The organism is Sorangium sp. So ce406, assembly GCF_051474675.1.
Classification (GTDB): domain Bacteria; phylum Myxococcota_A; class Polyangia; order Polyangiales; family Polyangiaceae; genus Sorangium; species Sorangium cellulosum_G.
In genome coordinates, this window is sequence record NZ_CP150340.1 from 1,328,033 (window position 1) to 1,352,658 (window position 24,626).

Below are 24,626 nucleotides of genomic sequence, written 5' to 3' on the forward strand. Positions count from 1 at the left end.
CCGCCCGTTCGTCATTTGGAGCGCGGCGCGGACGCCCGGCCGGCCTGGAGCCGCTTCAGAACGCGCCGCGCACGCCGACGTAGCCGGGCGCGACGAGGAGCTGCGGTGAGGTGGTGGCGCCCTGCGGCTCGCCGGCGCCGCCGCCGGTGAAGCTCAGGATGAACAGCGTCGTGCCGGTGACGAGCCCGAGCGCGCCGACCACGAGGCCGACGTTCGCGACCGTCTTCTGGGTCTTGCCCGCGTCGACGTCGTCCTGGCGCTCGATGGGGCAGGGGCCGCGGCACGTCTCGGCGAGATCGCTGTAGGTGCTGTTCGCCATCAGCCCGGCGATCGTGAATACGCCGAGCCCCGCCACGCCCACGCCGCCGGCGACATAGGCGTAGGGTCGCAGGTACTCCCTCGGCGAGGGCGACTCCGGCGCGGGCGGGATCGATCCCTCGTCGAGGAGCATCGCGTTGTCGTCAGGGGCCGCGGGCGGACCGCTCGCGTCGGCGTCGATCGGCACCGTCTTCGCTTCGCCCGGCGACAGATCGACGGTCTGCGGGATCGAGGTGATCCTGGTGCGCAGGACGATCTCGGCCTTGCCGGGCTTGACCGGGTACGGCTTGCCCCACCGCTCGCGGGGGACCTCCTTGCCGGCGATCGTGAGCGACGTCGCCGACTCCGGGCGCGCCACCGCGACCGTCACGAGCGCGATCTTGCGCGCGAGCTCGTCTCGCTCCAGCTGCGCCGTCTGCTCCGTCTGGGCGTAGCGCGGCTCGGTCTTCGCGCGCGCCGCGGCCTCCGCCGCGACCCCCTCGAACTCGAGGTACGCCTCCGTGAGATCGCCGAGCTCGGCGAGGCAGCGCGCGATGTACAGGCGCGAGTTCGGGCTCGCCACCGCGGCGTACGAGCCCCGGAACTGCTCGAGCGCGAGCGCGTAACGCCTGCTCTCGAAGAGGGCAGCGCCCTTCTTGAACAGGCTCTGCGCCCTTTCCACCGCGTCCGGCGCCGGCGTCGACGCGGCGTCGTCCGCGGCCGCTGCGGGCCCGGGGAGCGTGCACAGGCAGAGGCAAGACGCCGCACCGAAGAGCAGCGCACGGAGCCAGGGTCGAGGTCGCACGGTGTTCAGATACCCGAGGGGTTGTACTTCTTCTTGGTGGTCGGTTTGCTGGTCGCTGCGGGCTTGGGCGCAGGCTTCGTCGTCGTGGAGGTCGTCCGGGCGCGCGCTGTCGCCGCCGGGCGCGGCGGCTGCGGGGCGGCAGCGGGCTTCGGCGTCGCCGCCGCCCCCTGCGCCTGCGCCGTCTGGGGAGGCTTCTGCGTCGCCTCGGGAGGCGGCTCGGCGGGCTTCGGCGGTTCCTCCGGAGCGGGCGGTGATGGCGGCTGCGCCGCCTGCGGGGGCTCCGCGGTCGCCGGGGTCGCCGGCGGGGCGGCGCTGGCCGCGGGCGCGGCGTTGTCCGCCGTCGCGGTCGCGGGCAGCGCGTCGACGCGCGCCTTGCCGATCTCGGTCGTGTTGCGCTCGTCGCCGCTGCGCGCGACCAGCGCGATGGCGCCGATCGCCACGCAGAACATCGCCGCGCCGGCCACGATGAGCTGGAGCCGCTTGTGCCGCTGCGCTGTCTCGTACGAGCGATCGACCGCCGTGACCTCGCCGACGTCGTTGGCCAGGCTCCGGGACCCGCCCCTCGCGAACCGGGCGCTGAGCGCTGCGGCCCTCGAGGCGGGCGGATCCGCCGCCGCGAGCACCTTCGACGCGGGCGTGCCGGCCGCCGGGAGGACCCGCGGGACGGACGCGCCGAGCGGCTTGCCCTCGCGGGGAGAGGCGGGCGCGCCCGCCGCCTCCGCCGGCCCACCGAGCGGGAGATCGGCTTGAAGCGCCGGCGCGATGATCAGCCGCGGCGGGGTCTGGGGCGGCTGCGCCGGCGCGGCCATCTCCTCGATCGAGATCGGCTCCAGGCTGATGGGGCTCTCGTCTTCCTGCGCCGCAGGCGGGGAGGCTTGCGCTGCGTTCGACGTCAGACCGGCGGCAGCCGCTGCCGTCGCGGCAGCCGCGGCCGGCGCCGCGCCAGCGCCGCCGAGGGCGCGCTCGCTCGATCCCGGGCTGACGTCGGCGAGCGAGGCCTGGAGCTCCGGAGAGAGCGCGGGGCGAGGCTCCGAGTTCTGCGCCGCGCCGGCGTCGACCGCCGCGATGGCGTCGCGGAGCTCCTGCGCGCGCCTCGCCTGGGTATCGCCGATCGCCAGCCGCACAAAGGCGGCCACGTCCTCGTCGGTCGTGGGCTCGCCGAGGCTCGACGCCACCTGATCGATGGCCCGCTGCATCTCGGCGCACGTCGAGAAGCGGTTGTCGCGATCCTTCTCGAGCGCCTTGAGGATGATCCTCTCGAGCTCGGGGTGGATCGCGCTGTTCAGCTCGCGCGGCGGGAGCGGGGCCTTGATGGTGATGTTCTCGACGGTCGAGAGCTCGGTCTCGGCGCGGAACGGGTGCATCCCCGTCGTGAGCACGTACAGCAGCGCGCCGAGCGAGAAGATGTCGCTCCGGCGATCGATGGGGAGCCCGCCGAGCTGCTCCGGCGAGAGGTACGGCGTCTTCCCCTTGATGATGCCCCCGGCGCGCGTGATGTGCAGGCGTCCCTTCGACTTCGCCACGCCGAAGTCGACGATCTTCACGAACCCGGCGGTCGAGATGAGCACGTTGGCCGGCGAGATGTCGCGGTGCACCAGATCGAGCAGCGCGCCGCTGTCGTCGCGGAGCTCGTGCGCGTTGTGGAGCCCCGCGCAGATCTGCGAGGCGATGCGGAGCACGATCCGCTGCGGGATGCCGCCGAGCTTCTTCGCGGCCTTCTGGAGCGTGCCGGCCGTCTCGCCGTCGACCCACTCCATGACGATGTAGAGGACGTCGTCCTCCTCACCGAGGTCGAGGATCTCGACCACGTTGGGGTGGCGGACGCGCGCCGCGACCCGCGCCTCGTCGAGGAACATCGACTCGAAGTCGGGGTCGTCGGAGACGTCCGGCAGCATCGTCTTGATGGCGACGATCTTCCGGAAGCCGCGGGTGCCCTGCAGGCGCGCGGCCCAGACGGCCGCCATGCCTCCCTTGGCGACCGGAATGAGGATCTCGTAGCGGCCGAGGGTGCTCCCCGGGCCCAGCCGATCCACGGCCGACGCCGCGCGGCCCCACAGCTTCGTCGGGCCCTGCGACCCGGTCGGCGTCTGGAGCGTCCTGGCGGAGATCGGCGGCAGGTCGACGCCGCGCGCGCTCTCCGGCGTCACCGCGGTCAGCGGCGCGGGCGCCGCGCCTGCCGAGACGACGGTCGACGCGGATGACGGAGCCTTCTGCGTGGCAGGCGTCGCTGGCGCGGCGGCCGGCGACGGGGCCGCAGGCACCGGCGTCCGCGGAGGCGCGGCTGCGACGGGCGGGGCGGGCGTCACCGGCGCCACGGGGGCGCGAGGCGTGGTCGGCGCCGCGGGCACGGCGGCTGCGCGAGGCGTGGTCGGCGCCGCGGGCACGGCGGCTGCGCGAGACGCGGTCGGCACCGCGGGCGCGCGGTGCGCGGCAGGCGCCGGCGGTACCGCGGGCACTCCAGGGACGCGCGGCGGCGGACGGCTCGACGATGTCGCAGGCGCGGCGGCCGGGGACGCCACGACGGAGGTCTTGCCCGGGACCTCGGGAGGCGCCGGCACCGCCCGAACTGCCGGCGGGCGCGGCGGCCTCGGGGGGCCCGGCGGGACAGGCGTCGGCCGCTTCGGCGCCGCACCCTCGGCGGGCGTCGGCGTCGCGCGGCCGTCGCCCGCATCGCCGGGCCGCGGCACCGCCGCCCGCGCCGGCGCCTGCTCCTTCACCGCGGCCGCCGTCGGCGTCGGTGTCGCCGCGGCCGCCTCGGGGCCGGCCACCGCGGCGCCGCGGCTCTCCGTGCGCTCGCTCGACGGCTCGATCCGCGGCAGGGTCTCCGCAGGGGGCCGCGGCGCGGGCAGGCCGCGGGCAGGACCTTCATCCGCCGAGCCCCACGCGGCGTCGACGTCGGCGTGCGCCACCCCGGCGCCCGCCGGCGCCGCGCCGTTCGAGGCGCCCGCCGCCTTGGTCGCCATACCGTTCTTCAGCGCTGCCGCGCTGCCCGACGGGCGTAGCTGGCTGGCGCTGACCGCGCCGCCCACGGCAACCGGCGGGGTGCCCGGCGTCGTCGGCGCCCCGCGCAGGCGCGGAGACGGCGCGGTGATCCCGTGCCGCGGGCCGTCGCCGCGGGGGGAGAGCGCCGCCTCCGGGATCGCCAGGCCCACCAGCGTCGCCCCGCGCGCGCGTGGCGCCGGCCGCGGCTCGGTCGCGCCCGCGGCGCCCGCCATCGCCGCGGCGATCATCGTCCTGCGCGGCTCGATCGTCTTGCCGGCCAGCCGGCTCAGCGCCGCGGCCACGTCCTCCGGCGCGGCGATGCGGCCCGCGCCCGCGGCCTCCAGCGCCGCGAGCATCGCCGACGCGCCCTCGAAGCGGAGCGCCGGATCGCGCTCGAGCGCGGTCCGGACGACATCGCCGACCTCGGCCGGGACGGCGCCCCCGGCGGCGCCCGCGAGCGGCGGGATGGGCGCCGTCAGCACCTTCTGGATGACCGCCGTCTCCAGCTTCGACGAGAACAGCCGCTGCCGCGAGAGAAGCTCCCAGAGGATCACGCCGACCGAGAAGAGATCGGCGCGCGCGTCGAGCGGGGCCGCGGTGTGCGTCGCCATCGCCTTGACCCGCTCCGGCGCGGCGTAGGCCAGCCGATCGGGGTTCCTCGTCCCCATCGGCGCGAGCCCGGCGATGGCCCGCGCGACGCCGAGCCCGCCCACCCGCGTGACGCCGTCGATGCCGATGAGCACGTGCGTCGGGTTCAGCTCGCCGTGCACGAGCGCCGGCTCCGCCGCGTGCGCGGACGCGAGCGCGCGCAGCACGTCGGCCGCGATCCGGAGGGCGACCGGGAGCGGCAGCCCCTCGGCGCCGGCCGCCGACACCAGCGCGCCGAGCTGCTCGCCCTCCACGTACTCCGAGACGATGAAGACCTCCCCGTCGGCGATGCGGGCGTCGAGCACCGAGGCAACGTTGGGGAAGCGGAGCTGCTGCGCCGCGCCGGCCTCGCGGAGGATGCTGTCGGCGGTCTCGGACTTCTTCGTGAGGTGCCGGTAGATGCGCAGGATCGTGACAGGCGGCGCGCCCTTCGCGTCGCCCTCGGACGACGCGCGCGCGAGCCACGTGGAACCGATGCCGCCGCCGGACAGCTCTTTCAGCAGCTCATAATTGCCGAGTCGCGAAGCAGAGCCCGCACCGGGCGGCCTGTCGAGCGCCATGGGACTTGCATGCTATCAGGACGGCAGAAGCTGGATCCAGCGTTCATGGCCGGTTACACGGCGGGTTTGCGCGTGTCCGGAGCGCCCCGTCAGGCGAGCTTCGCATGCAGCGCGCGCGGCGCGACGCGCACGCTGGCCAGCGCCGCGCGCCGCGACGCCCTCGCGTCGGCGAGCGCTCGCGCGCGCCCCGCGGCTTGACACACGCCTGCGCGGAGCTCCAGGAAATCCCGCGAGATCGCCGCGAAGAGCGGACGCGGCCGCGGCGCGATCACGCCCGCGACGATGGTCGCTGGCGCCTCCGCGCGCACAGGTGCTCGGGTGTGGGGAGCTCGGCGCGCGCCGAGCCCGCGAGCACCGCGCGCGGCAGATCGGGCCAGGCGGAGGCCGTCAGAAACCGGAATTGCAGAGGAAAAGCGCGCCGTACGTCATGCCCGCGCCAGGGCCGACGGTCCGTCGAGCTCAGGGCTCCGATGCGCTGCTCGGGACGGGATGAACGGTCAACGTCACGAACCGGGTGCGGCGCTCGTGGCTCGAGAACGCGCTCGCCGCGACCGGGATCCCGCGCCGGAGCGCCACGGCGACGTGAGGGCCCGGATCGACCCGGATCGCCCGTGACGGCTGCGCCACCTCGCCGTCGAGCAGCACGGTCACGCCCTCGGTCGCGCCCGCGAGGTTCAGCACGATCCTCGGCATCCGCCCCTCGAGGTCCTGGAGGCGCGCGTCGATCTCGGCGAGCACCGCCGGCGTCGCGGGCCGCGAGGTGGCGCGCGCGTCCTGGTACGTCTGCTCGGCCTTCCGCAGCCGGCCGAGCCGCTCGTGACAGAGCCCGATGTGGAACGTGACGTTCGCGGTCGGCCGGCGGCGGGCGATCGCCTCGAACCGATCGAGCGCGTCTGCCCAGCGTCCAGCGCCCTCGAGGGTCAACCCCCGCGCGAACTGGAGCCGCAGCGCGCGCGTCGCGCCGTCGTCCTGCGCGTCGGTCGCGCCGTCGTCCTGCGCGTGCAGCCATGAGGGGGTGAGCAGCGCCCAGCAAATGAGCCCGAGCGCGGCGGCGCGCCGGCGGGAGCGCCTGCGCAGAGCGGAGGTGGGTGCGGCGTTGATCATCAGAATCCAGGGCTCGTGATGCGGGAGCGCGAGGTCCCGCGCGGCGCCTGCGAGCGCGGGGGCTTGTCCTCGGAGGCGGCCGCGATCTCGGCGCTCACCGGGTCCGTCGAGGCGAGCTCGGGCGAGCCGGGCGCGCCGTCGCAGGTCGCTGCCTCCTGGGCCGGCGCGCCGCTGCTCGCCTGGCCGGGCGCGCCGTCGCCGCGCCGGGACGCGGCGCCGGTCCCGGCGAAGGCCGCGGCCAGCACGGGGCGGAGGCTCTCGCGCGCCGCGCCCCCGGCCTCCGCGTCCGTCTGCTCCCGCAGCGCGGCCGAGGTGAGCGCCGCGACGAGCGCCGCCGCGCCCGCGAGCCGGAGCGTGAGGCTCGCCGTCGCGCGCCGCCGGGCGTCCGGCAGCGGCGCGACGCCGAGCGTGCGCCCGAGCGTCGGCGCCTCGCGCCACCGACGCGCCCGCGGCCGCGAGGCCCAGAGACGGCCGATCGCGCGCAGGGCGAGCCTCGACGGCGCGGCGCGCGCGATGAGCTCTGGCAGCGCGTCGCGCACGAGGCGCTTCCGCGGCGCGGCGCGCGCGATGAGCTCCGGCGGCGCGTCGATCGCGATGAGCCTCCGCGGCGCGGCGCGCGCGATGAGCTCCGGCGGCGCGGCGAGCGCGCCGAGCTCCGGCGGCGCGGCGAGCGCGCCGCGCGGGCGCGTCGTCTCGACCGACCGCGAGCCCGCGGACCGCGGCGAGAGGATCACGAGCGGCGCGGGCGCGCTCGCGCCGAGGTCGTCGAGCGCGGCCTGCAGATCCGCGCGCAGCGACGCCGCGTCCAGGTAGCGCCGCGCCGGGTCCTTCTCGAGGCAGCGGCCGGCGATCTTCCGGAGGCGCGGCGGGATCGACGACGGGAGCGGCGCCGGCTCGGTGTCGAGGATGCGCCGGAGGACCGCGTGGTGGTTGCCTCCCCTGAACGGCTGCGCGCCGCTGAGCGCCTCGTAGAGCATGACGCCGACCGCCCAGAGATCGGCGCGCGCGTCGATCGTGCGCTTGCCCAGCACCTGCTCGGGGCTCATGTACGAGGGCGTCCCGAGGAGCTGCCCCTCGATGGTGAGCGCGTCGCCCGCGCCGGTGAGCTGGCTGATGCCGAAGTCGACGATCTTCGGCACGACCCCCTCGCCGGGGACCATGGCCATCACGATGTTCTCCGGCTTGATGTCGCGGTGCACGACGCCTTCGGCGTGGGCGGCCGAGAGCCCGCTGCACACCTCCATGAGGACCGGCACGACCTCCTCGGGCGGCAGGGGCCGGTTCGGGATCAGGCGGTCCGCGAACGGCGACCCGCGCAGGAGCTCCAGGGCCAGGAAGAGGTAGCCCTCCTCCTGGAGCTCGCCGGCGTCGACCACGCCGACGATGTTCCGGTGCTGGAACTTGCCGATGATCTTCGCCTCACGGACGAACCGCCCGATGACCTGCTCGTCCTGGATCGCCGGGGACAGCTTGAGCGCGACGTCCCGACCGATGAGCTCATGGCGGGCCCACCAGACGCTCGACATCCCGCCCGAGCCGATCGGCTGGATCAGTCGGAAGCGACCTCCTGCAACGTCTCCGGCATGCAGCATGTGCCCCCTTCGCCCATCGCGCGTGAGAGAAGCCTTCACGCCGACCAAGCACGAGAGCCGAAAAGCACGAGCAAGGCCACCGGGCTGGATCCGCCGTCGCCGTCGGACGGAGCGTGCAGGCGAAACCGCCCGTCAGGGGCGGTATCGCTCGAGGATGTCGTTCGAGAGCTTCACGCCGAGCTCCCGGTAGCCGCGGAACGTCAGGTGGACCCCATCGCGGGACGCGCGCGGCGGGCGCTCGCGGTACCAGGCCTCGATCGAGCCCCTCCCGCCCATCGCCTCGTACGTGTCCCAGAACGCGCAGCCGCCCTCCTGGGCGGCGTCGCGCAGGACGTCGCGGATGACGGGCGTGCGCTCCGGAGCGTCTTTCCGGTCCGTGGGCGCGAGGACCAGGCAGTCGACGTCGGGCTCGACCCTGCGGGTACGGGCGAGCAGCTCCGCGAGCTGCTTCGCGTAGAGGGACGGATCCGTGGTGACGTCGCCGGCCTCGTTCGTGCCGTACTCCAGCACCACGAGCTCCGGCGAGCGCCGCGCGAGCTCCGCAGCCCAGGCGAGCTCGCTCCACCGCAGCGCCGTCGCCAGCCGGGCGCCGTTGATGCCGAGCGTGTCGACCACCACCCCGGGTCTGGCCTCCGGGTCGGTCTCGACGACCAGCCCGCAGAGCTCGGGCGCGCCCGACGGCACGACGCCGAGCTTCGTCGCGCCCACGCTCGCCAGCTTCGCGTGCTGCAGCGCGCCGGGGGCGTCGCTCGCGGCAGCGCGGAGGATCTCGCTCGGACCGCCCTCGATCGTCACCGCGAGCTCGTCGGTCGGCGCGCTGGAGCGAAAGCACACGTCCCAGAGCAGCCGCGCGGAGGGCCCGGCCCCGGTGACCGCGATCTCCGCGCGCACCGGGCCCCTGTGCGCGCTGAAGAGGATCCCCCCGAGGCCGAAGACGCCGTCGTCCACCGGCGTGGAGCCGCCCGGCGTCTTCGGGCGCGTCCGCCACTTGCCCTCGGTCGTGAGCCGCGCGCCGTCGTGGCGGTAGGCGGCGTAGCCGAGGTGCACGAAGCCGAGCCCGCCGTCGCCGAAGCGCCGCTGCAGCGCGGTGCGGAGCGCGCCGCTCCAGAAATCCGCGGCGGCGTGCGAGTCGCCGAGCCAGGCGACGCGCACGTGGTCCTTGCGGCGCCCCTGCTCGAGCGCGCGGAGCGCCGCGAAGAAATGGGCGTAGGGCCCGTCTTCGGGGCGCACCAGATCCAGCTCCGGCGGGCGCGCGGGCGCCGGATCGGCGCGGCGCGGCGCGGTCGCGTCAGGCGCAGCGGAGTCGGCTCTGCGCGGCGGGAGCGCCGCCGGCGAGGGGGGCGTGGGGGCCACCTCGGGCGTCGGCGGCGCGACGTGCTCGCGGGTCGAGCTGCAGCCGAGCGCCGCCGCGGCGAGCTGCGCCGCGGTCACGAGCAGCGCGACGGAGGGGCGCCGCCGCGGGGCGCGCGGGAGACCCGCGCTGCGCTCCGGGACCTCCGCGCCGACGGCGGAGCATGCCGCGCCGCTCACGACAGCGGATCCTCGATGTCGAGGTCGGCGTCCGCGCTTGCCTCGATCTCCTGGCGCTCGCGCCGCTCGCGGACGCGCTCCTGGACGGCGCCGACGAGCACGTCGACGTACGACTCGAAGGGCGGGCAGGCGACCCCCGCGCCGGCGAGCACGAGGTCCGCGTTCCGGGCGTCGTAGCGCACCGGGGTCATGAGCTGCTCGACGAACGCGCGCGGGCTGCGGAGGAAGCGCTCGATCCCGGGCGTGCGGAGCAGCGCCTTGGCGAGGTTCGACGGGATGTGGCCGCGCGCGGCGCGGCGGCCGCTCGCCCGGGCGATGAGGTCGAAGACTCGCCGCGCCGAGAGCGGGTGCGGGTCGGCGACGTGAAAGGTGCGGCGCGGCGCGAGCCGGTGCAGCCCGATCGCGTGCGTCGAGCGGACCACGAAATCGATGGGGACGATGTTGAGCGGCACGTCGCCGCGGCCGGGCATCGGGATCGCCATGTCGGCCGGCGCTGCCATGATGAGCAGCACCAGGAGGTACAGGCCGTCGAACCGGTCGATCTCCCCTGTCGTAGAGTCACCCACCACCGTCGTCGGTCGGACCACCGCCACCGGCACGTGGCGCATCGCCCGCCGCACGAGCACCTCGGCGCGCATTCGCGTCTCCTCCACAGGATTGCGGAACGCCTGACCGGCCTCGAGATCATCCTCGTACACCGTACCGGTCCGGTCGCCCGCGACGAACGCGGTCGATTGATGGACGAGGCACTGGAGCGAGGCGCAGGCGCGCGCGAGCTCGAGCACCTCGGCGGTGCCGACGACGTTGACGGTGTGGGCGGTGCTCCGGTCGGCGCCGGCGTGGCTCACGTACGCGAGGTGGTGGATGCGATCGACCTCGCGGGCGAGCTGCCGGAACTCGACGCCCGACAGCCCGAGATCCATCGCCGTGACGTCCCCCTCGAGCAGCACCACGCGCTCGCGGTCCGCCGCCGGGAGCGCGTCGCGCTCCGCGCTCGCCTGCGCGGACGACTTCGCGAGCACCACGGCGTAGACGAGCGTGCGCGGCTCCGACGCGAGGATGTGCTGCAGCATCTTCCGCGCGATGAACGAGGGGAAGCCGGTGATGAGCACCACGCTGTCGTGGCCGGGGCGAGGCATCGGCCGGAGCTTACCGCAGCAGTGCGCCTGCTCCGCAGCTTTCCGTTGACGCCGCCTCGGACGAGCGCGGAGCGACGCGGGCGTACGCTGCAGCGCGCCCCGGGGCGCGGGCTTCCCCTATCAGCGACCGCGGCCCGACGTATAATCGCCCGGTTGATGCGCCCGGGAGTCACGGTCGCGGACCGTTTCAGGATCGAAGGCCTGGCGGGATCGGGCGGGATGGGCTCGGTGTACCGGGCCACGGACCTGACCGACGACAGCCCCGTCGCGCTGAAGGTCCTACACCGGGGGGCCGAGCGCCAGGAGAGACGGATCGAGCGCGAGGCGCGGCTGCTCGCGGAGCTGCGCCACCCGGGGATCGTCCGTTACGTGGCGCACGGGGTCACCGGGGACGGGCAGCGCTACCTCGCGCTCGAGTGGCTCGACGGCGAGGACCTGGCCGCGCGCGTGGCGCGCGAGCGCCTCAGCGTCGACGGCGCGGCGACGCTGCTGCGGCGCCTCGCGGGCGCGCTCGGCGCGGCGCACGCGCGGGGGATCGTCCACCGCGACGTCACGCCCGGCAACATCTTCCTGCCGGGCGGCGCGCTGGAGGCCGCCAAGATCGTCGATTTCGGCATCGCCCGCGCCGTCGCCGGCGCTGGACCCGACTCCGTGCCGGGCGGCCTGCCCGCGCGCGCGGGCAGCGCCGGCGTCCTCCGGCAGGGCGAGCGCGCGGGCGCGCGCAGCGGGGTGACGCTCGGGACGCCGGGGTACATGGCGCCCGAGCAGGCGCGCGGCGGCGCGATCGTCGACGCCCGCGCGGACGTGTTCTCGCTCGGGTGCGTGATCTGGCACGGCCTCACCGGCCGGCCGCCGTTCGCCGGCGATCAGGTGATGGCGATCCTCGCGAAGGCCGCCCTCGTCGGCCCGCCCCGGCTGTCCGAGCTGCGGCCCGACGTGCCGGCCGCGCTCGACGACCTCGTCGCCTGGATGCTCGAGAAGGAGCCGGACGGCCGCCCGCGGGACGGGAACGAGGTCTTCGCGAGCGCGGCGGAGCTCTGCGCCGCCAGGGAGCAGGCGAGGGACGCCCGCGACGACGCCGCGGCGAGCGTGCGGCCCGCGCGGGCGCTGGCCGAGAGCGTCGCGGTCGAGCAGCGGCTCATCAGCGTGGTCCTCGTCCATGGCGCCCTCGCGGGCGACGCTGCCGCGGCGGCGCCCGCCTCGGACACCGCGACCGGCGCATCGCGGGCCGAGCTCCCCGAGCTCGCGCCGGAGGCCGCTGCGCCGCGCGCCGGGCCCCACGAGGCCGCGACCGAGGCGGCGATCCGGGCGGCGGTCGCGCCCTTCGGCGGGCGCGTCGACAGGCTCGCTTCCAGGTGGCTCGTCGTCATGCTCTCCGGCGGAGAGGCCGATCCGCAGGCAGCGCCGCCGCGCGCCGCCGGGGTGGCGCCGAGGACGCCGACGGACGAGGCAGCGCGCGCGGCGCGCTGCGCGCTGGCGCTGCGCGCGCTGCTGCCCGCGCACCTCTCCGTCGCGCTCGCGATGGGCCAGGACGCCGCCTCGGGGCGCTGGCCCGCGCGGCAGGTGATCGAGCGCGCCGCGGCGCTCCTCGGCGTCCGCGCGCGCGGCGGGCCCGAGCGCGCCTCCGGCGGCGCGAGGGGCGGCGCGCCCGCGCACGGCGGCGTCCTGATCGACGACGTGACGGCCGGCCTCCTCGCGCTCGGCCGCCCCGAGGTGGAGCGCCTCTACGCGGAGCTCTGGGCCGGCCGCGACGCCATCGAGGTCGGGCTCGACGGGCTCTCCCGCGGCGCAGAGGGGGAGCTCGTCCGCGAGGTGCCCGGCCAGGACGCCGCGGCGCGGGCGCGCGTCCACGGCGGCGCGGCGGTGCGCGCCTTCTGTCTCGAGGAGCTGATCCGGTCGATCGCCCGCGGCGACGCGGAGGCCTCGCCCGAGACGGTGCTCGCGATGGCGCACGCCCGCCTCGACGACCTGCACCCGGCCGTGCGGCGCATCCTCCGCGCCGCGAGCATCTTCGGCGAGGCGTTCTGGCGCGGCGGCGTGGCCGCCCTGCTCGGCGGCGCGCAGAGCGCCACGGAGCTCGACCGGTGGCTGCCCGAGCTCGTCGCGCGCGCGCTCGTCGAGCGGCGCCCCGCGTGCAGGTTTCCTGGCGAAGAGGAGTACGCGTTCCGCCACGCTCGCCTCCGCGAGGCCGCCTACGCGACCCTCACCCGAGGCGACCGGCTCCTCGGCCACCGGCTCGCGGGCGCGTGGCTCGAGCACGTCGGGGAGCTCGACGCGCTCGCGCTGGCGGAGCACTTCGACCACGGCGGAGAGCACGGCCGGGCGATGCGGTGGTTCCTGCGCGGCGCCGAGCAGGCGCTCGCGCGCGGCGATCTCGCCGCGGCGATCGCGCTCGCCGAGCGCGGGGCGCGGCACGGCGACCTCTGCGACCGGCTCGCCGACGCGGATCCCGACGAGGACGGCGGCGCCTCGGCCGGCCCGCGCAGCGCGCGCGGCGGCGAGGCGCTGGGCGCGCTGCGCCTGGTCCAGGCGGAGGCCCACCGCTGGCGGGGCGAGCTCGAGCAGGCCCAGCGCTGCGCCGCCCAGGCGGCGCGGCGCCTGCCCCGCGGCGCGCCGCTCTGGTTCCGGGCCGCCGACGAGCTGATGATCGCGAGCGGCCGGCGGGGCGACACCGTGCTCACGACCGCCTGGGCGAAGGAGGTCGCCGCGTGCGGCGATCTCGCCGCCGAGGGCCCCGGCGACGAGGGCGCGCGGCGCCCGGAGATCCGCGCCGAGCCGCCCGCGGCGGGCGGCGCGGTAGATCCCCGGGCGGCGCGGGTGATCGCCCTGTGCTCTGCGGCGCGCCAGCTCTTCCCCGCGGGGCGCTACGCGGAGGCGAACGCGCTGATCGCGCGGGTCCGCGCCCTCGCGGCGGATCTCGCGTCGCGCACGCCGCGCGTCGCCGCCGAGGTGCACCGGCTGCTCGGGGCGCGGGCGCGGCACGTCGGCGATCCCGCGGGCAACCTCGCGGGCTACGCGGCCGCGATCGACGCGTTCGAGCGCGCCGGCGACGCCCGCGACGCGTGCAGCGCCCGCGTCAACCTCGGCTTCGCGCTCCTCGAGGTCGGCGACGTCGCGCGGGCCGGCGAGGAGCTCACCGCCGCGCTCGAGGCGGCCGAGCGCATGGGCCTGCGCGCCGTCGCGACGCGCGCCCGGCAGCACCTCGGCCGCGTGCTCGCGGCCCGGGGCCAGCTCGACGAGGCGCTCGCGCTGGTGCGGCAGGTCATCCTGGAGTGCCGCGGCCAGGGCAACCTGCGCTTCGAGGGCGGGGCCCGCGTCCACGCCGCCCTCATCGCCCACGCGGCCGGCGATTTCCGCGCGGCCGAGTCCGACGCCCGCGGCGCCGCGGAGCTCCTCGAGGTGGCGCCGCCGTCCCGCGCCGGCGCGCTCGCCGCGCTCGCGCGCGCCCTCACGGCGCAGGGGCGCGTCGACGAGGCGCTCGCCGCGTCGCGCGAGGCCTCCGAGCTCCTCGCGCGCCACGGCGGCATCGAGGAGTTCGAGTCGCTGGTCCTCGTCGCCGTCGTCGAGGCGGCGCGCTCCGCGGGGGACCTCGAGGGCGCTCGCGCCGCCGCGGCGCGGGCCCGCGGCCGGCTCCTCGCCCGGGCCGCCGCGATCCCGGAGCCCGCCCTGCGCGAGAGCTTCCTGCACCGCGTCCGCGAGAACGCGATGCTGCTCTCGCTGGCGCGCATCTGTCTCGGCGAGTCCTCCGTGGTCGTCGCCGCCCGCCGCGCCTCGAGGCCCTGACGCGCCGCTGCGCCCGCGTCGCGCCTCGCCGCAGCCCTGGGCCTCCTCTCGCCCCCGGCGCCGCGCCTCGACCGCGCCGCGCCTCGACCGCGCTGCGCCTCGACCGCGCCGCGCGCCGGTCCCGCCGCGCCGCGGCGTCCGGCCATTTCGCAGGTTCGTGGTCGATCGCGGCAGGAAGGCGCTACGGTTCGTTCGTGATCGTGCATCCGACCTCCTTCCTGCGCCGCCGCGCCGCCGCGGCGCTCGTGGCCACCTTCGTCGGCCTGAGCGCGGGCGCGCTGGGCTGCAAATCGCCGGGCGCGCCGGCCGACGCCGGCGTCGCGGGCCTGAGCCCCGTGCCCGCGCCGGCGGGGCTCGTCGCCGAGGCGTTCCTCCCGACGCCCGACGCCACGTGGGCCAAGGTGCGCGCCCTCGTCGGCGGATCGGCGGCGCTCCTCCCGGGCAGCGCCGGCGCCCTCGCCGCGTCGCTGCTCGGCCTGCCCATCACCGTCGCGTCCGAGATCGACGGCAGCGTGCCGGTGCTCGGCGCGGCCGTGGAGGCCCCCGACCGGCCGCGCCCCCGGATCACGATCGGCATCCACGTGAAGGACGGCGGGCGCCTGATCGACCAGCTCACGCGCGGGGAAGGGGCGCGCTTCCGCGCGGCGCCCGACGCGGCGACCTCGATCGCGCTGCTCCAGCCGCTGCAGGAGGGGACGAGCCCGGCGGCCCTCGGCGTCCTCGGCAACTACCTGCTCGTCGCCGAGAGCGCGGGCGATCTGACCGCCGTGGGCCCGTATGTCGCGCGGACGATGCCGCAGGCGCAGGCGCCGAAGGAGGACCTCGCGGTCGAGATCCCGCGGCCCGCGATCGAGGGGCCGGTGCTCAGGGCGGCGCGGAGCGCCTGGGACCAGGCCCGCGGGCCGGACGGCGCCCCGCGCCCCACCGCGGTCCCGCTCGCCCCGGCGGTCGAGAGCGCGCTCGCGATGCTCGGCGATCTCGAGCGCGCGCGCGTCACGCTGGTGCTCGACGAGAACGCGCACCTGCGCGTCTCCGGGACGCCGAAGGCCGGGGGCGGCCCGGCGTCGAAGGCGTCGACCGATCTCGCGGTGGGCGACGTGAAGCCGCTGCTCGAGCTGCCCGCGGACGCGCTCGCCGGGATCGTGGTCCGCGACCGGGCCACGTCGCGCGCCGAGAACGTCCCCAGGCTCGTCGACGCCCTCGCGGGGCTCGTCGAGGGCGGCCTCCCGCCCGCGGAGCGGGAGCGGCTCGGCGCCGTCATCCGCGCGGCGTCGGACGCGCGCGGTGACTGGTTCGCCGGCGGGATCCGGTTCAACGAGGCAGGTCCCACGGCGTTCGTGCGCGCCGCGGTGGGCGACCGCGCCAAGCTCGAGACCGCCGTCCAGGATCTCCTCGGGATGGCGGAGATCCAGCCGGTGAGGGCCGCGCTGCAGCGGGAGAGGCTCCGGATGTCCACCGGCAAGGCGGAGCTCCCGCAGCTCGAGGGCGAGGTGCGGCGCGTGCGGTTCGAGCAGACCGCCGCCGCGGCCCAGCCCGGCGCAGGCCAGCCGCCGGCGCGCAAGGGGCCGGCGGGCGCGGGCGCCTCGGCCGACAAGCGCGGGGCCGGCGCGCCGGGCGCGTCGCAGCCGCCGCCGACGATCGAGCTGCTCTACATCGTCCGCGACGACGGCCTGTTCGCGTCGGTCGGCAACGACCCGGCCGCGGGGCTCCGCAGCGTGGTCGCGGCGCCCCAGGGCGAGCGCCTCGGCGGGGTGCCGGCCATGAACGCCGCGCTGGCCCCGCTCGGCTCGGACATCGCGTTCGCGCTGGTGGTCGATCCGCTGCGGCTCGTCGCGAGCCGCCTCGGCCAGCCGGGCGCGGGCGATCCGGCGCCCGTGGTGATCGCCGCCGGCGCCGCGCCCGCTGCCGCCGGCGCCCCCGCCGCGCTCTGGGCGCGCGCCGACATCGCCGCCACGGCGATCCGGGAGCTCATCCGCCTCGGGGGCGTCTTTTGACGAGCGCAGCGCGCGCCGGCGCGCTCGCGGTCCGCGGGCTCCGTGCGCTCCTGATCGCGCTCGCCGCGGGGTGCACCGCGAAGGCGGGCGCCGACTGGGTGCACGACGGATCGAGCGAGCCGCGGATCGCGCGCGGCGGCGGCGGCTGGCTCCACGTGCCCGACGACAGCGGCCGCGACCGGGGCGCCGGCGCTGCGGGCGATCCGCAGGATCGCGCGCGAGCGCGCGTCGCCGGCGCGCCGGGTGAGGCGCCGGGCGATCGGCGCGGCGCCGCGGAGGCGGACCTCGGGCAGGACGGGCCCGCGATCCTCGTGCGCGAGCACGGCCGGCCCGCGCGCGCCGCCGACGCCGCGCAGGCGGTCCGAGCGACGCGCGCGACGTCGACGACGCCGGATCCCGGGCCCGGGCTGTTCCGGAACACCTACTACGACTTCCCGACCGAGGGCGACGGGCCGAAGGACGCGGCGCTCTACGACGCGGCCTGCGCGCCGCTCGCGAGCGTCCCGCGCGCGTTCCACGACCAGGTCTGCGTCCAGGGGAGCGGCCGGCTCGCCTCGGGCGACACGGTGAGCTTCGCGCGGCGCGGCTGCGCGTGCGCCGACGTCTGCCCGCGCACAGGCCAGCAGGTTTGCTTCGAGCGGCTGGACCCGCGGCGGTTCCCCTACGGCCGGGGCGCGACCGGGCGCCCGATCACCCCGCTGCGCACGGTCGCGGTCGACTCGAGCGTCATCCCGCTCGGCACATCCCTCTATGTGCCCGAGCTTGTCGGCCTGCCGCTGCCCGGCGGGGGCCGTCACGACGGCTGCTTCGTCGCCGAGGATCGGGGCATCAAGGTCGTCGGGCGGCAGATCGACGTCTTCACCGGCGATCCCGCGGTCACCGCGCGCCTCAACGCCCTCTTCCCGTCGAACCGCGGCGTCCGGCTCGTGCTCAACGACGCGCGTTGTCGCACGATCGTCGCCGCGCCCGGGCCATCCTGACCGGGCGTCCGGCCCTCGGAGCGCCGGGGGCCGGGGGAGGGGCCCGCCGACGGTAAGGTCGGCCGCCCTCCCGCGCGAAATGCGCGTGAAATCCGGAGCCTGGTGAGGGCGCGGAGGTGATACGATTTGCCGCCTTCCGGTGGCCAAATGACCTCACGCGGCGTCATCCCCGAGTCCGTTTTCCCTCCGCCCTCGGAGGTCACGGACGCGCCGGACGAGAAGCAGCGGGCGCGCGCCCGCGTCGGGATGACCGTCAAGAACAAGTGGCGGATCGACGCCCTCCTCGGCGTGGGCGGCATGGCCTCGGTGTACGCCGCCACGCACCGGAACGGCTCGCGCGCCGCGCTGAAGATCCTCCACGCCGAGTTCGCGCGCGACGTCGGCATCCGCGAGCGGTTCCTGCGCGAGGGGTACGTCGCCAACAAGATCGATCACCCCGGCCGGGTGGCGATCCTCGACGACGACATCACCGAGCAGGATGAGCCGTTCCTCGTCATGGAGCTGCTCGACGGGGAGACCGTGCAGCAGCTCTGGAAGCGCAAGAGCCGGAAGCTCCCCGCCGCCGAGGCGCTCTGGATCGCGGGGGAGGTGCTCAACACGCTCGAGAGCTTCCACGCCGAGGGCATCGTCCACCGCGACCTGAAGCCCGCGAACATCTTCATCACGAAGGACAACGCGGTGAAGCTGCTCGACTTCGGCGTGGCCAGGCTGCGCGGCGCGCCCGGCGACAAGACCAAGGCCGGCACGGCGCTCGGGACGCCCTCGTTCATGGCGCCCGAGCAGGCGATGGGGCTGACCGAGGGGGTCGACGGCCGGGCGGACCTCTTCTCGATCGGGGCGACCCTGTACGCGGTGCTCAGCGGGCAGCGCCTCCACCAGGGGCGCTCGGACAACGAGGCCTTCATCCTCGCCGCGACCACGCCGGCGCCCTCGCTCGCGCGGATCGCGCCCGAGCTGCCCGCCTCGGTCATCGGCCTCGTCGACAAGGCGCTCGCCTGGGATCGGCGCAACCGCTACGAGTCGGCCGCGCAGATGCGGCAGGAGGTGCTGCGCATCCTGGACGAGCTCGGCGCGTCCGCCCCTCGCCGCAGCGCGCCGCACAGCACGCTGCGCCCCCCGCCGGACGACTCGCCCACGGCCGTCGGGCTGCGGCCGCCCGAGGAGCCCGCGTCCGAGGAGGAGCTGGACGACGCGGAGCCGGACGACCCCGCGGTCGCGCGGCTCACCGAGGTGTTCCGGCGCGTGGAGCGGCTGCTGCCGGCGGTGCGCCACTACGGCTGGAGCCATCCGGACGCGGACAACAAGCTCCGGGCGGCCTTCCAGGCGATCGTGGAGGCGCTGCGCGCCGACGCGAACCTCGTCTACTGGGCGCTCTCGCCGTACGCCTTCGAGCACCGCCGGCGCACGGTCTGGGAGCCGTCGCACCCGCTCGATCTGGTCCCGTACAACCTCTTCGCGGCCGGCGTGCGGCGCGTCCAGCTCCTGCCTGGCATCACGGAGGACGAGCTGCGCGCGCTCTGCGAGGTGCTGCTGCTCGATCCGCTGCGCGACCTCGCCCCCGAGGACGACGTCGCGGCCGCCCTGTGGGAGCGCCGCCTCGAGCACGTGCGCTACGACGTGGTGAGCGTCTTCGTCGAGGGCGACGCGGCCGACCGCGAGCAGTTCTGGCACGAGGCCGACGACCTCGAGGGCATGGCGCGGCGCGCCGCCGAGGAGAAGGCGAACCGCGCCGAGGCGGCCGCGATGGTGATCGACACCGACGCGGCCGCGCTCAAGGCCGCGCGCCGCGCCGCGAGCGCGCTCGCGCTCGACCCTGTCGCGCAGCGCGCGCTCGGCACGCAGCTCGTGCTCAGCCCGGACCGCTGGAGCGAGCGCTTCGTCGAGGTCGTCGCGGACGCCTTCCTGAACGCGAAGCGCTACCAGGACGTCGAGCTCGTGACCGAGCCGATGGCCGCCTCGGCGCGCGATCTCATCCTCGCGCGCCGCTTCGACACGCTCTTCGCGATGCACGACGCGGTCGAGAAGGCGCTGGACGCGCTCGCGCCCAGGCAGCAGGGCGGCGCGCTCGCGGCCGAGTTCACCCGCGGCATGTTCCCGCCCGACACGATGCGGCTGCTCCTCCGCGAGGCGACGCGCGTCCTCATGACGGGCACGCCGGGCGCCGCCGCGCCGCCCGCCCCGGTGGATCTGGATCTCGTCGCGCAGCGCCTCGCGCCGGTGTTGCAGCGGTTCGGCCCCGAGTACCTGCCGGTCGCGATGGAGGTCGTCGGGCAGGTCGGCCACGAGGCCCTGCGCCGCGCGCTGCTCGGCCACCTGGAGCGGACGCTGCCCGGGCACGAGGAGGGGGTCGTCGACGCGCTCATGACGCTGGATCTCGACGTCACCCGCCCGATCCTCAAGATGTTCGCCGCGTCGAGGACGCCGGGCGCCCTGGGCGCGCTGAAGCGGCTCTCCGGGTGCGCGAACGCGGCGCTCCGCTGCGAGGCGATCGCGCACCTCGCGACGAGCCCCGAGCAGATCAGGGACGAGCTGCTCGCGCTCGCCGAGTCGGCGCCGCCCGACGTGCGCGTCGCGGCGCTCCGCACGCTGGCGCACCACCAGGTCCGCGCGGCCGGCCCGCTGCTCGTCCGCCGCGTGCAGGACAGCTCGTTCCACCAGCTCACGCTCGACGAGCGGCGCGAGTTCCTCGGCGCGCTCTACACGCTGAACCCGGCGCGCGGCGAGTCGGTCGCCGTCGAGCTGCTCCAGCGGCACGGCCTGCTCGCGGACGACGCGGCGGAGCAGACGCGCTGCCTGTCGGCGGAGCTGCTCGGGCGCGAGGCGCGCTCGCAGGAGGCGCTCGACGCCGCGCTCGCGGCCGCGAAGCGGCGACCCTGGAACAGCCAGCCGCTGCGCGACGCCGCGAGCGCCGCCGCCGAGGCGATCGCCGGGCGCCTCGGCAAGCGGATCTCGACGACCGGGGAGCTCCCGTGACCGCGCCCCAGGTCGACGTCATCAGCCAGAACATGTCGGAGAACGTCCGGCGCGAGCAGGCGCGCGACCTCGCCGCCAGCGTGGTGCAGGCGCTCTTCCGGCTGGTGAAGCTCTCGACGCTGCACTCGATCGACAACCAGGCCATGGTGCGGCAGGTCGAGGAGACGGTCTCGCTGATCCAGGACTTCGGCCAGCGCTCCGGCCACAACGTCTCCATCCTGTTCACCCGCGGATCGGTCTTCGTCTCCGGGCAGCTCCTCAAGGCGAACCGCGCCGTCTACGAGGGCGCGCTCGAGCTCGGAGACATCCTGGGCCGCTGCGGCTACTCCGAGATCGGCGTCGCCAAGGACGTCCGCGCGAGCGACCTCTACGCGCTCGCCTCCGCGCTCGCCGAGGCCCTCCGGAGCAGCAAGCCGGCGCTCGTGGACCGCCCGGCGCCGCGCGTCCGCCTGCGCGCCGTGGACGAGGCCGTGCTCCGCCGCGAGGTCTCGATCGATCGCGAGGGCGACGAGGCAGCGGCCATCGTGCGGACCTACGCGACGGCGATCGTGATCATCCGCCGCTTCTACGACGACCTGCGGCAGGGCCGCTACGCGCTGCGGCAGGGCGTCAAGCGCATCACGCAGCGCCTCGTCGACCTCTCCGCGAACGAGACCCCCGCCTTCCTCGGCGTCACCGCGCTGCGCAACCAGAACCACGACGACGCGGGCCGCGCGGTGAACACCGCGATCCTGAGCCTCGCGATGGCCCGGCAGATCACGAGCGACGTCGTGCTCCTGCAGCGGCTCTCCATGGCGGCGCTGCTCTTCGACACCGCGCGGCCGCGGCTCACCGGCGCCGCGAAGGGCGGCGCGGGCGGGCTCGTCCCGCAGCTCAGCGAGCAGCAGGAGGCGGACGTCCCCGCGGGCACGGCCGTCGTGCTGACCGCGCTCGGCCTCGTGAACGAGCCCAGCGTGATGCGCACGGTGGTGGCCTACGAGGCGCACTGGGTGCGGCGGCAGCCGGCGCTCGGCCCGGTCTACCGCGGGCTCCGCCAGCCGACCTTGCAGGCGCGCATCCTCGCGACCGCGCGCGCGTTCAACGACCTGTTGACGGCCGCGCCGGGCGAGGCGCCGCTCTCCGCCGACGAGGCGATCGCCAAGCTCGAGCAGGAGGCGGCCGATCCGGCGGACCGCGCCGTGCTTCGGCTGCTCGTCGGGGCGCTCGGGATCTTTCCGACCGGCACCCTCGTGGAGCTCTCGACCGGGGAGGTCGCGCTGGTCGTCCAGACGCCGTCGCACCCGGCCCGCTACTCGCAGCCGCGCGTCCGGCTCGTCCTCGACGCATCGGGCGGCCCCATCGCCGCGCGCGCGCTCGAGGTCGATCTCGCGGAGCGGCCCCGCCAGGGCGAGCCGACGCGGCACATCCGCCGGATCGTCGCGACCAGCGACGACCCGGCCGTCGCCTCGATGCGCGCCTACGCGGCGGTCCAGGAGGCGCCGCAGGCGTCGCACCGCGCGCCGGCGAGCGCGGCGGACCCGCCGGCGATCCGCACCATCCCGGTGCCGCCGCCGGCGTCGCCCCTCAACAACCTGCGCATGCCGCCGCTGCAGCCGATCACGCGGCCCTCGTCGCCCACGCTGCCGATGACCAGCGCGCCGGCGGGGCGGAGGACGCAGCCGCGGCCCGGCGACGCCGGCCGCGGGCCCGCGTCGTCGCCCGACGCCGCGCTGCCCGACGACGGCGGCGCGGAGGCCAGGATGCTCGCGGATCTGCCGCCGGCGCCGTCCGGCAAGCGCTCGCCGACCTTGCGGCCGGGGCGCACCACGGCGCGCTGGCCCGATCCACCGCAGCAGCAGGAGCCCGCCGCCGCGGAGGACCCGTACGCGCTTCCGGGCGCTCAGCGAGAGGAGTCGTGGTCCGTGCAGACAGACAGCGAGCCTGACGAGGTCCCGGAGGAGAGCGCGCGCTCGTCCACGCCGCGCACGCACGGCTGGGGAGAGCAGCCGCCGCGGCGCGATCGCAGCCCGGAGTCCGAGCTGCCGCCGTCGGCCATGGCCGGCCCGATCGCCGTGCTGTCGCTGCCGGCCGATCCGCCGACCGCGGAGGGCACGCTCGCGCGCACGCCGCTCGTGCACCTGCTCGTGTACATGCTCGACCGGCGCCTCACCGGCACGACGTGCTTCGTCGACCCCGACGGCGTCCGCCACGGCATCTTCTTCAGCGACGGCGTGCCGGCGAAGATCTGGACCGGGACGATCATCGCCCCGCTCGACCGGGTGATCGTCGAGCTCGGCCTGCTCGACGAGGTGACGGTCCGAGAGACGCTCCGCGACATCACGAAGCGGCGGGTGCTGCACGGCCGGCTGCTCGTCTCCCGCGGCCTGCTCGACCGGGAGACGGTCTTCGCCGTGCTCCGCCAGCAGCTCGTGCGCAAGCTGGTCGCGCTCTACGACCTCTCGCCCGCGACGCGGTACGCCTACTACGACGGCCAGAACCTGCTGTCGTCCTACGGCGGCCCGGAGCTCATCGGGTGCGAGCCGCTCGCGGTGATCATGGCGGGGGTCCGGCTCCACGCCGACGATCCGCCGATCGACGCGACGCTCGATCGCATCCAGAGCCGGCCGCTCGGCCTCCACGTCGAGGCCGAGATGAAGCGGTTCCAGCTCCACCGCGACGAGGCGGCCGTGGTCGACCTGCTGCGCACGCGGCGCATGACGATCGCCGAGCTGGTCGGGGCCGGCGTCGCGCAGGAGCGCGTCGTACGGCTGACGATCTACGCGCTCGCGATCACGCGGCACCTCGATCTCGGCGCCCCCGGCCGGCGCCCCGTGGGGCTCGGCCGCGACCGCGCGGCCGGCGCTCCCCCGGCCGACGCGGGGCAGGCCCCGCAGCGCGAGCCGCCCGGCGCGGCGGCGCGCTCGCCGCGGCCCACCTCGGGCTCGACGGTCCCCGGGCCGCGCCCGGCGCGCGGCGAGGCCGAGGGCCGCGCATCGCCGAGGCACCCCGACGACGCCGCGGCGCCGTCGAGCAGGCGATCGGGATCGCCGTTCGCCGAGCCGGTCGCTCCGCGCCGAACGACCACCGCGCCGCCCCCGTCCGCGGCGCCGGAGGCGCGCGGCGCGGCGGGCTCCGGGCCGGCGGCGTCGTTCGAGCCGCGCGCGTCCGGCGGCGATCCCGGCGGCGCGCCCCGCGGCGCGGACCCGAGGGCGCCGAAGCCGCCGCCGGCCGCTCCCGGCGCCCGCGCGCAGCCGCAGCCGCAGCAGGCGCCCACCGTGAAGATGCCGGTCGTCGGCGCGGAGGGCAGGGCGGCGCGCGGGGGAGGGCGCGCCGAGGCGGCGGCGCCTCCGCCGCCGGCGCGCGTCCCCGAGGCGGCGAGGCCGCAGGCGCCCGCGAAGCCGCAGGCGGCCGCGGCGCTCGCGCCGGAGCTCCCGCCGCTGCCGCGCGCCGGGCTGAGCCCCGAGCTCGCGGCGCGGCGCGCCGACATCGAGGCGCGCGCCGCCGCGATCGACGGCGAGAGCTTCTTCGAGATGCTCGGCGTCGCGGAGGACGCCCCTCCGGAGCGCGTGCAGGGCGCCTACTTCGCGCTCGCCAAGCAGTGGCACCCCGACCGGACGCCCCCGGAGCTCCAGGACGTCAAGCCGCTGATCGCGCGCGTGTTCGCCCGCATCAGCGAGGCGTACCAGACGCTGAGCGATCCGAGGCGGCGCGCCGAGTACCTCCAGGGGCCGAAGGAGGCCCCGTCGCCCGCGGAGGACGAGGAGAAGATCGCCCGCGTCGTCGACGCCGCGCTCGAGTTCCAGAAGGCCGAGGTCCTGCTCAAGAAGAACGATCTCGTGGGCGCCGAGATCCGCGCGCGGCGCGCGCTGAACGAGGACCCGGAGCAGCCCGAGTACATGACGCTGCTCGCGTGGATCCAGGCGCAGCGGCGCGGCGAGCCGCCCGCGCTGGCGGAGGGGGCCACGAGCGCGCACTACGACGATCTGATCCAGACGCTCGACGCCGTGCTGCAGAAGGAGCCCCGCTACGAGCGGGCGCTCTTCTACCGCGGCATGCTCCTCAAGCGCTCCGGGCGCGTCGACAGGGCGATCCGCGATTTCCGCCTGGCGGCCGAGATCAACCCCAAGAACCTCGACGCCATCCGCGAGGTCCGCGTGCAGGAGATGCGCAGCCGGACGACCAACGACCCGACCCCCGCCGGCGGCCTCCTCGGCAAGCTCTTCAAGCGCTGAGCGCGCCGCCGGCGCTCGCGCGCGCCGC

The 24,626-nt window shown here is 76.5% G+C and carries 11 protein-coding genes; 5 read left to right on the plus strand and 6 right to left on the minus strand.

The window, feature by feature from the left end:
* Nucleotides 1–55: 55 nt before the first annotated feature.
* The 6 genes from WME96_RS04890 to WME96_RS04915 all read right to left on the minus strand — a co-directional run bounded on the left by WME96_RS04890 (nucleotide 56) and on the right by WME96_RS04915 (nucleotide 10,657).
* A complete protein-coding gene (locus WME96_RS04890; protein WP_437289006.1) occupies nucleotides 56–1,102 on the minus strand; it encodes a tetratricopeptide repeat protein in 1,047 nt (348 codons plus the stop codon).
* Nucleotides 1,103–1,107: 5 nt separating this feature from the next.
* Complete coding sequence (locus tag WME96_RS04895; RefSeq protein WP_437289007.1) at nucleotides 1,108–5,292, minus strand: protein kinase domain-containing protein; 4,185 nt, start codon at nucleotides 5,290–5,292, stop codon at nucleotides 1,108–1,110.
* A gap of 459 nt (nucleotides 5,293–5,751) precedes the next feature.
* Entirely contained in the window at nucleotides 5,752–6,396 is a 645-nt protein-coding gene (locus WME96_RS04900) for a tetratricopeptide repeat protein (RefSeq protein WP_437289008.1), read from the minus strand.
* Nucleotides 6,396–7,988 (minus strand): protein kinase domain-containing protein, encoded by a 1,593-nt coding sequence (locus tag WME96_RS04905; protein WP_437289009.1) that lies wholly within the window; start codon nucleotides 7,986–7,988, stop codon nucleotides 6,396–6,398. The genes WME96_RS04900 and WME96_RS04905 overlap by 1 nt, the downstream gene beginning before the upstream one ends.
* 132 nt (nucleotides 7,989–8,120) lie before the next feature.
* Nucleotides 8,121–9,518, minus strand: a complete 1,398-nt coding sequence (locus WME96_RS04910) for a GDSL-type esterase/lipase family protein (RefSeq protein WP_437289010.1) — start codon at nucleotides 9,516–9,518, stop codon at nucleotides 8,121–8,123.
* Nucleotides 9,515–10,657, minus strand: coding sequence for an SDR family oxidoreductase (locus WME96_RS04915; protein ID WP_437289011.1), 1,143 nt, complete (start codon nucleotides 10,655–10,657; stop codon nucleotides 9,515–9,517). The genes WME96_RS04910 and WME96_RS04915 overlap by 4 nt, the downstream gene beginning before the upstream one ends.
* Before the next feature lie 156 nt (nucleotides 10,658–10,813).
* Here WME96_RS04915 and WME96_RS04920 point away from each other — a divergent pair, with 156 nt between their 5' ends.
* The 5 genes from WME96_RS04920 to WME96_RS04940 all read left to right on the plus strand — a co-directional run bounded on the left by WME96_RS04920 (nucleotide 10,814) and on the right by WME96_RS04940 (nucleotide 24,598).
* Entirely contained in the window at nucleotides 10,814–14,440 is a 3,627-nt protein-coding gene (locus WME96_RS04920; RefSeq protein WP_437292275.1) for a protein kinase domain-containing protein, read from the plus strand.
* 194 nt (nucleotides 14,441–14,634) lie between these two features.
* On the plus strand, nucleotides 14,635–16,434 hold the full coding sequence (locus WME96_RS04925; protein ID WP_437289012.1) for a hypothetical protein: 1,800 nt from the start codon (nucleotides 14,635–14,637) through the stop codon (nucleotides 16,432–16,434).
* Nucleotides 16,431–17,414 carry a 3D domain-containing protein gene (locus WME96_RS04930; protein WP_437289013.1) on the plus strand — a complete coding sequence of 328 codons (984 nt, stop codon included), beginning with the start codon at nucleotides 16,431–16,433 and terminating at the stop codon, nucleotides 17,412–17,414. Before WME96_RS04925 ends, WME96_RS04930 begins: the two co-directional genes overlap by 4 nt.
* Before the next feature lie 147 nt (nucleotides 17,415–17,561).
* Entirely contained in the window at nucleotides 17,562–20,387 is a 2,826-nt protein-coding gene (locus tag WME96_RS04935; protein ID WP_437289014.1) for a protein kinase domain-containing protein, read from the plus strand.
* Nucleotides 20,384–24,598 carry a DnaJ domain-containing protein gene (locus tag WME96_RS04940; protein WP_437289015.1) on the plus strand — a complete coding sequence of 1,405 codons (4,215 nt, stop codon included), beginning with the start codon at nucleotides 20,384–20,386 and terminating at the stop codon, nucleotides 24,596–24,598. The genes WME96_RS04935 and WME96_RS04940 overlap by 4 nt, the downstream gene beginning before the upstream one ends.
* Nucleotides 24,599–24,626 lie beyond the last annotated feature (28 nt).

Coding starts and splice junctions, on each gene's coding strand:
- WME96_RS04915 (WP_437289011.1), bottom strand. CDS start 10,657: ATGCCTCGCCCCGGCCACGACAGCGTGGTGCTCATCACCGGCTTCCCC.
- WME96_RS04920 (WP_437292275.1), top strand. CDS start 10,814: ATGCGCCCGGGAGTCACGGTCGCGGACCGTTTCAGGATCGAAGGCCTG.
- WME96_RS04905 (WP_437289009.1), bottom strand. CDS start 7,988: ATGCTGCATGCCGGAGACGTTGCAGGAGGTCGCTTCCGACTGATCCAG.
- WME96_RS04895 (WP_437289007.1), bottom strand. CDS start 5,292: ATGGCGCTCGACAGGCCGCCCGGTGCGGGCTCTGCTTCGCGACTCGGC.
- WME96_RS04935 (WP_437289014.1), top strand. CDS start 17,562: ATGACCTCACGCGGCGTCATCCCCGAGTCCGTTTTCCCTCCGCCCTCG.
- WME96_RS04900 (WP_437289008.1), bottom strand. CDS start 6,396: ATGATCAACGCCGCACCCACCTCCGCTCTGCGCAGGCGCTCCCGCCGG.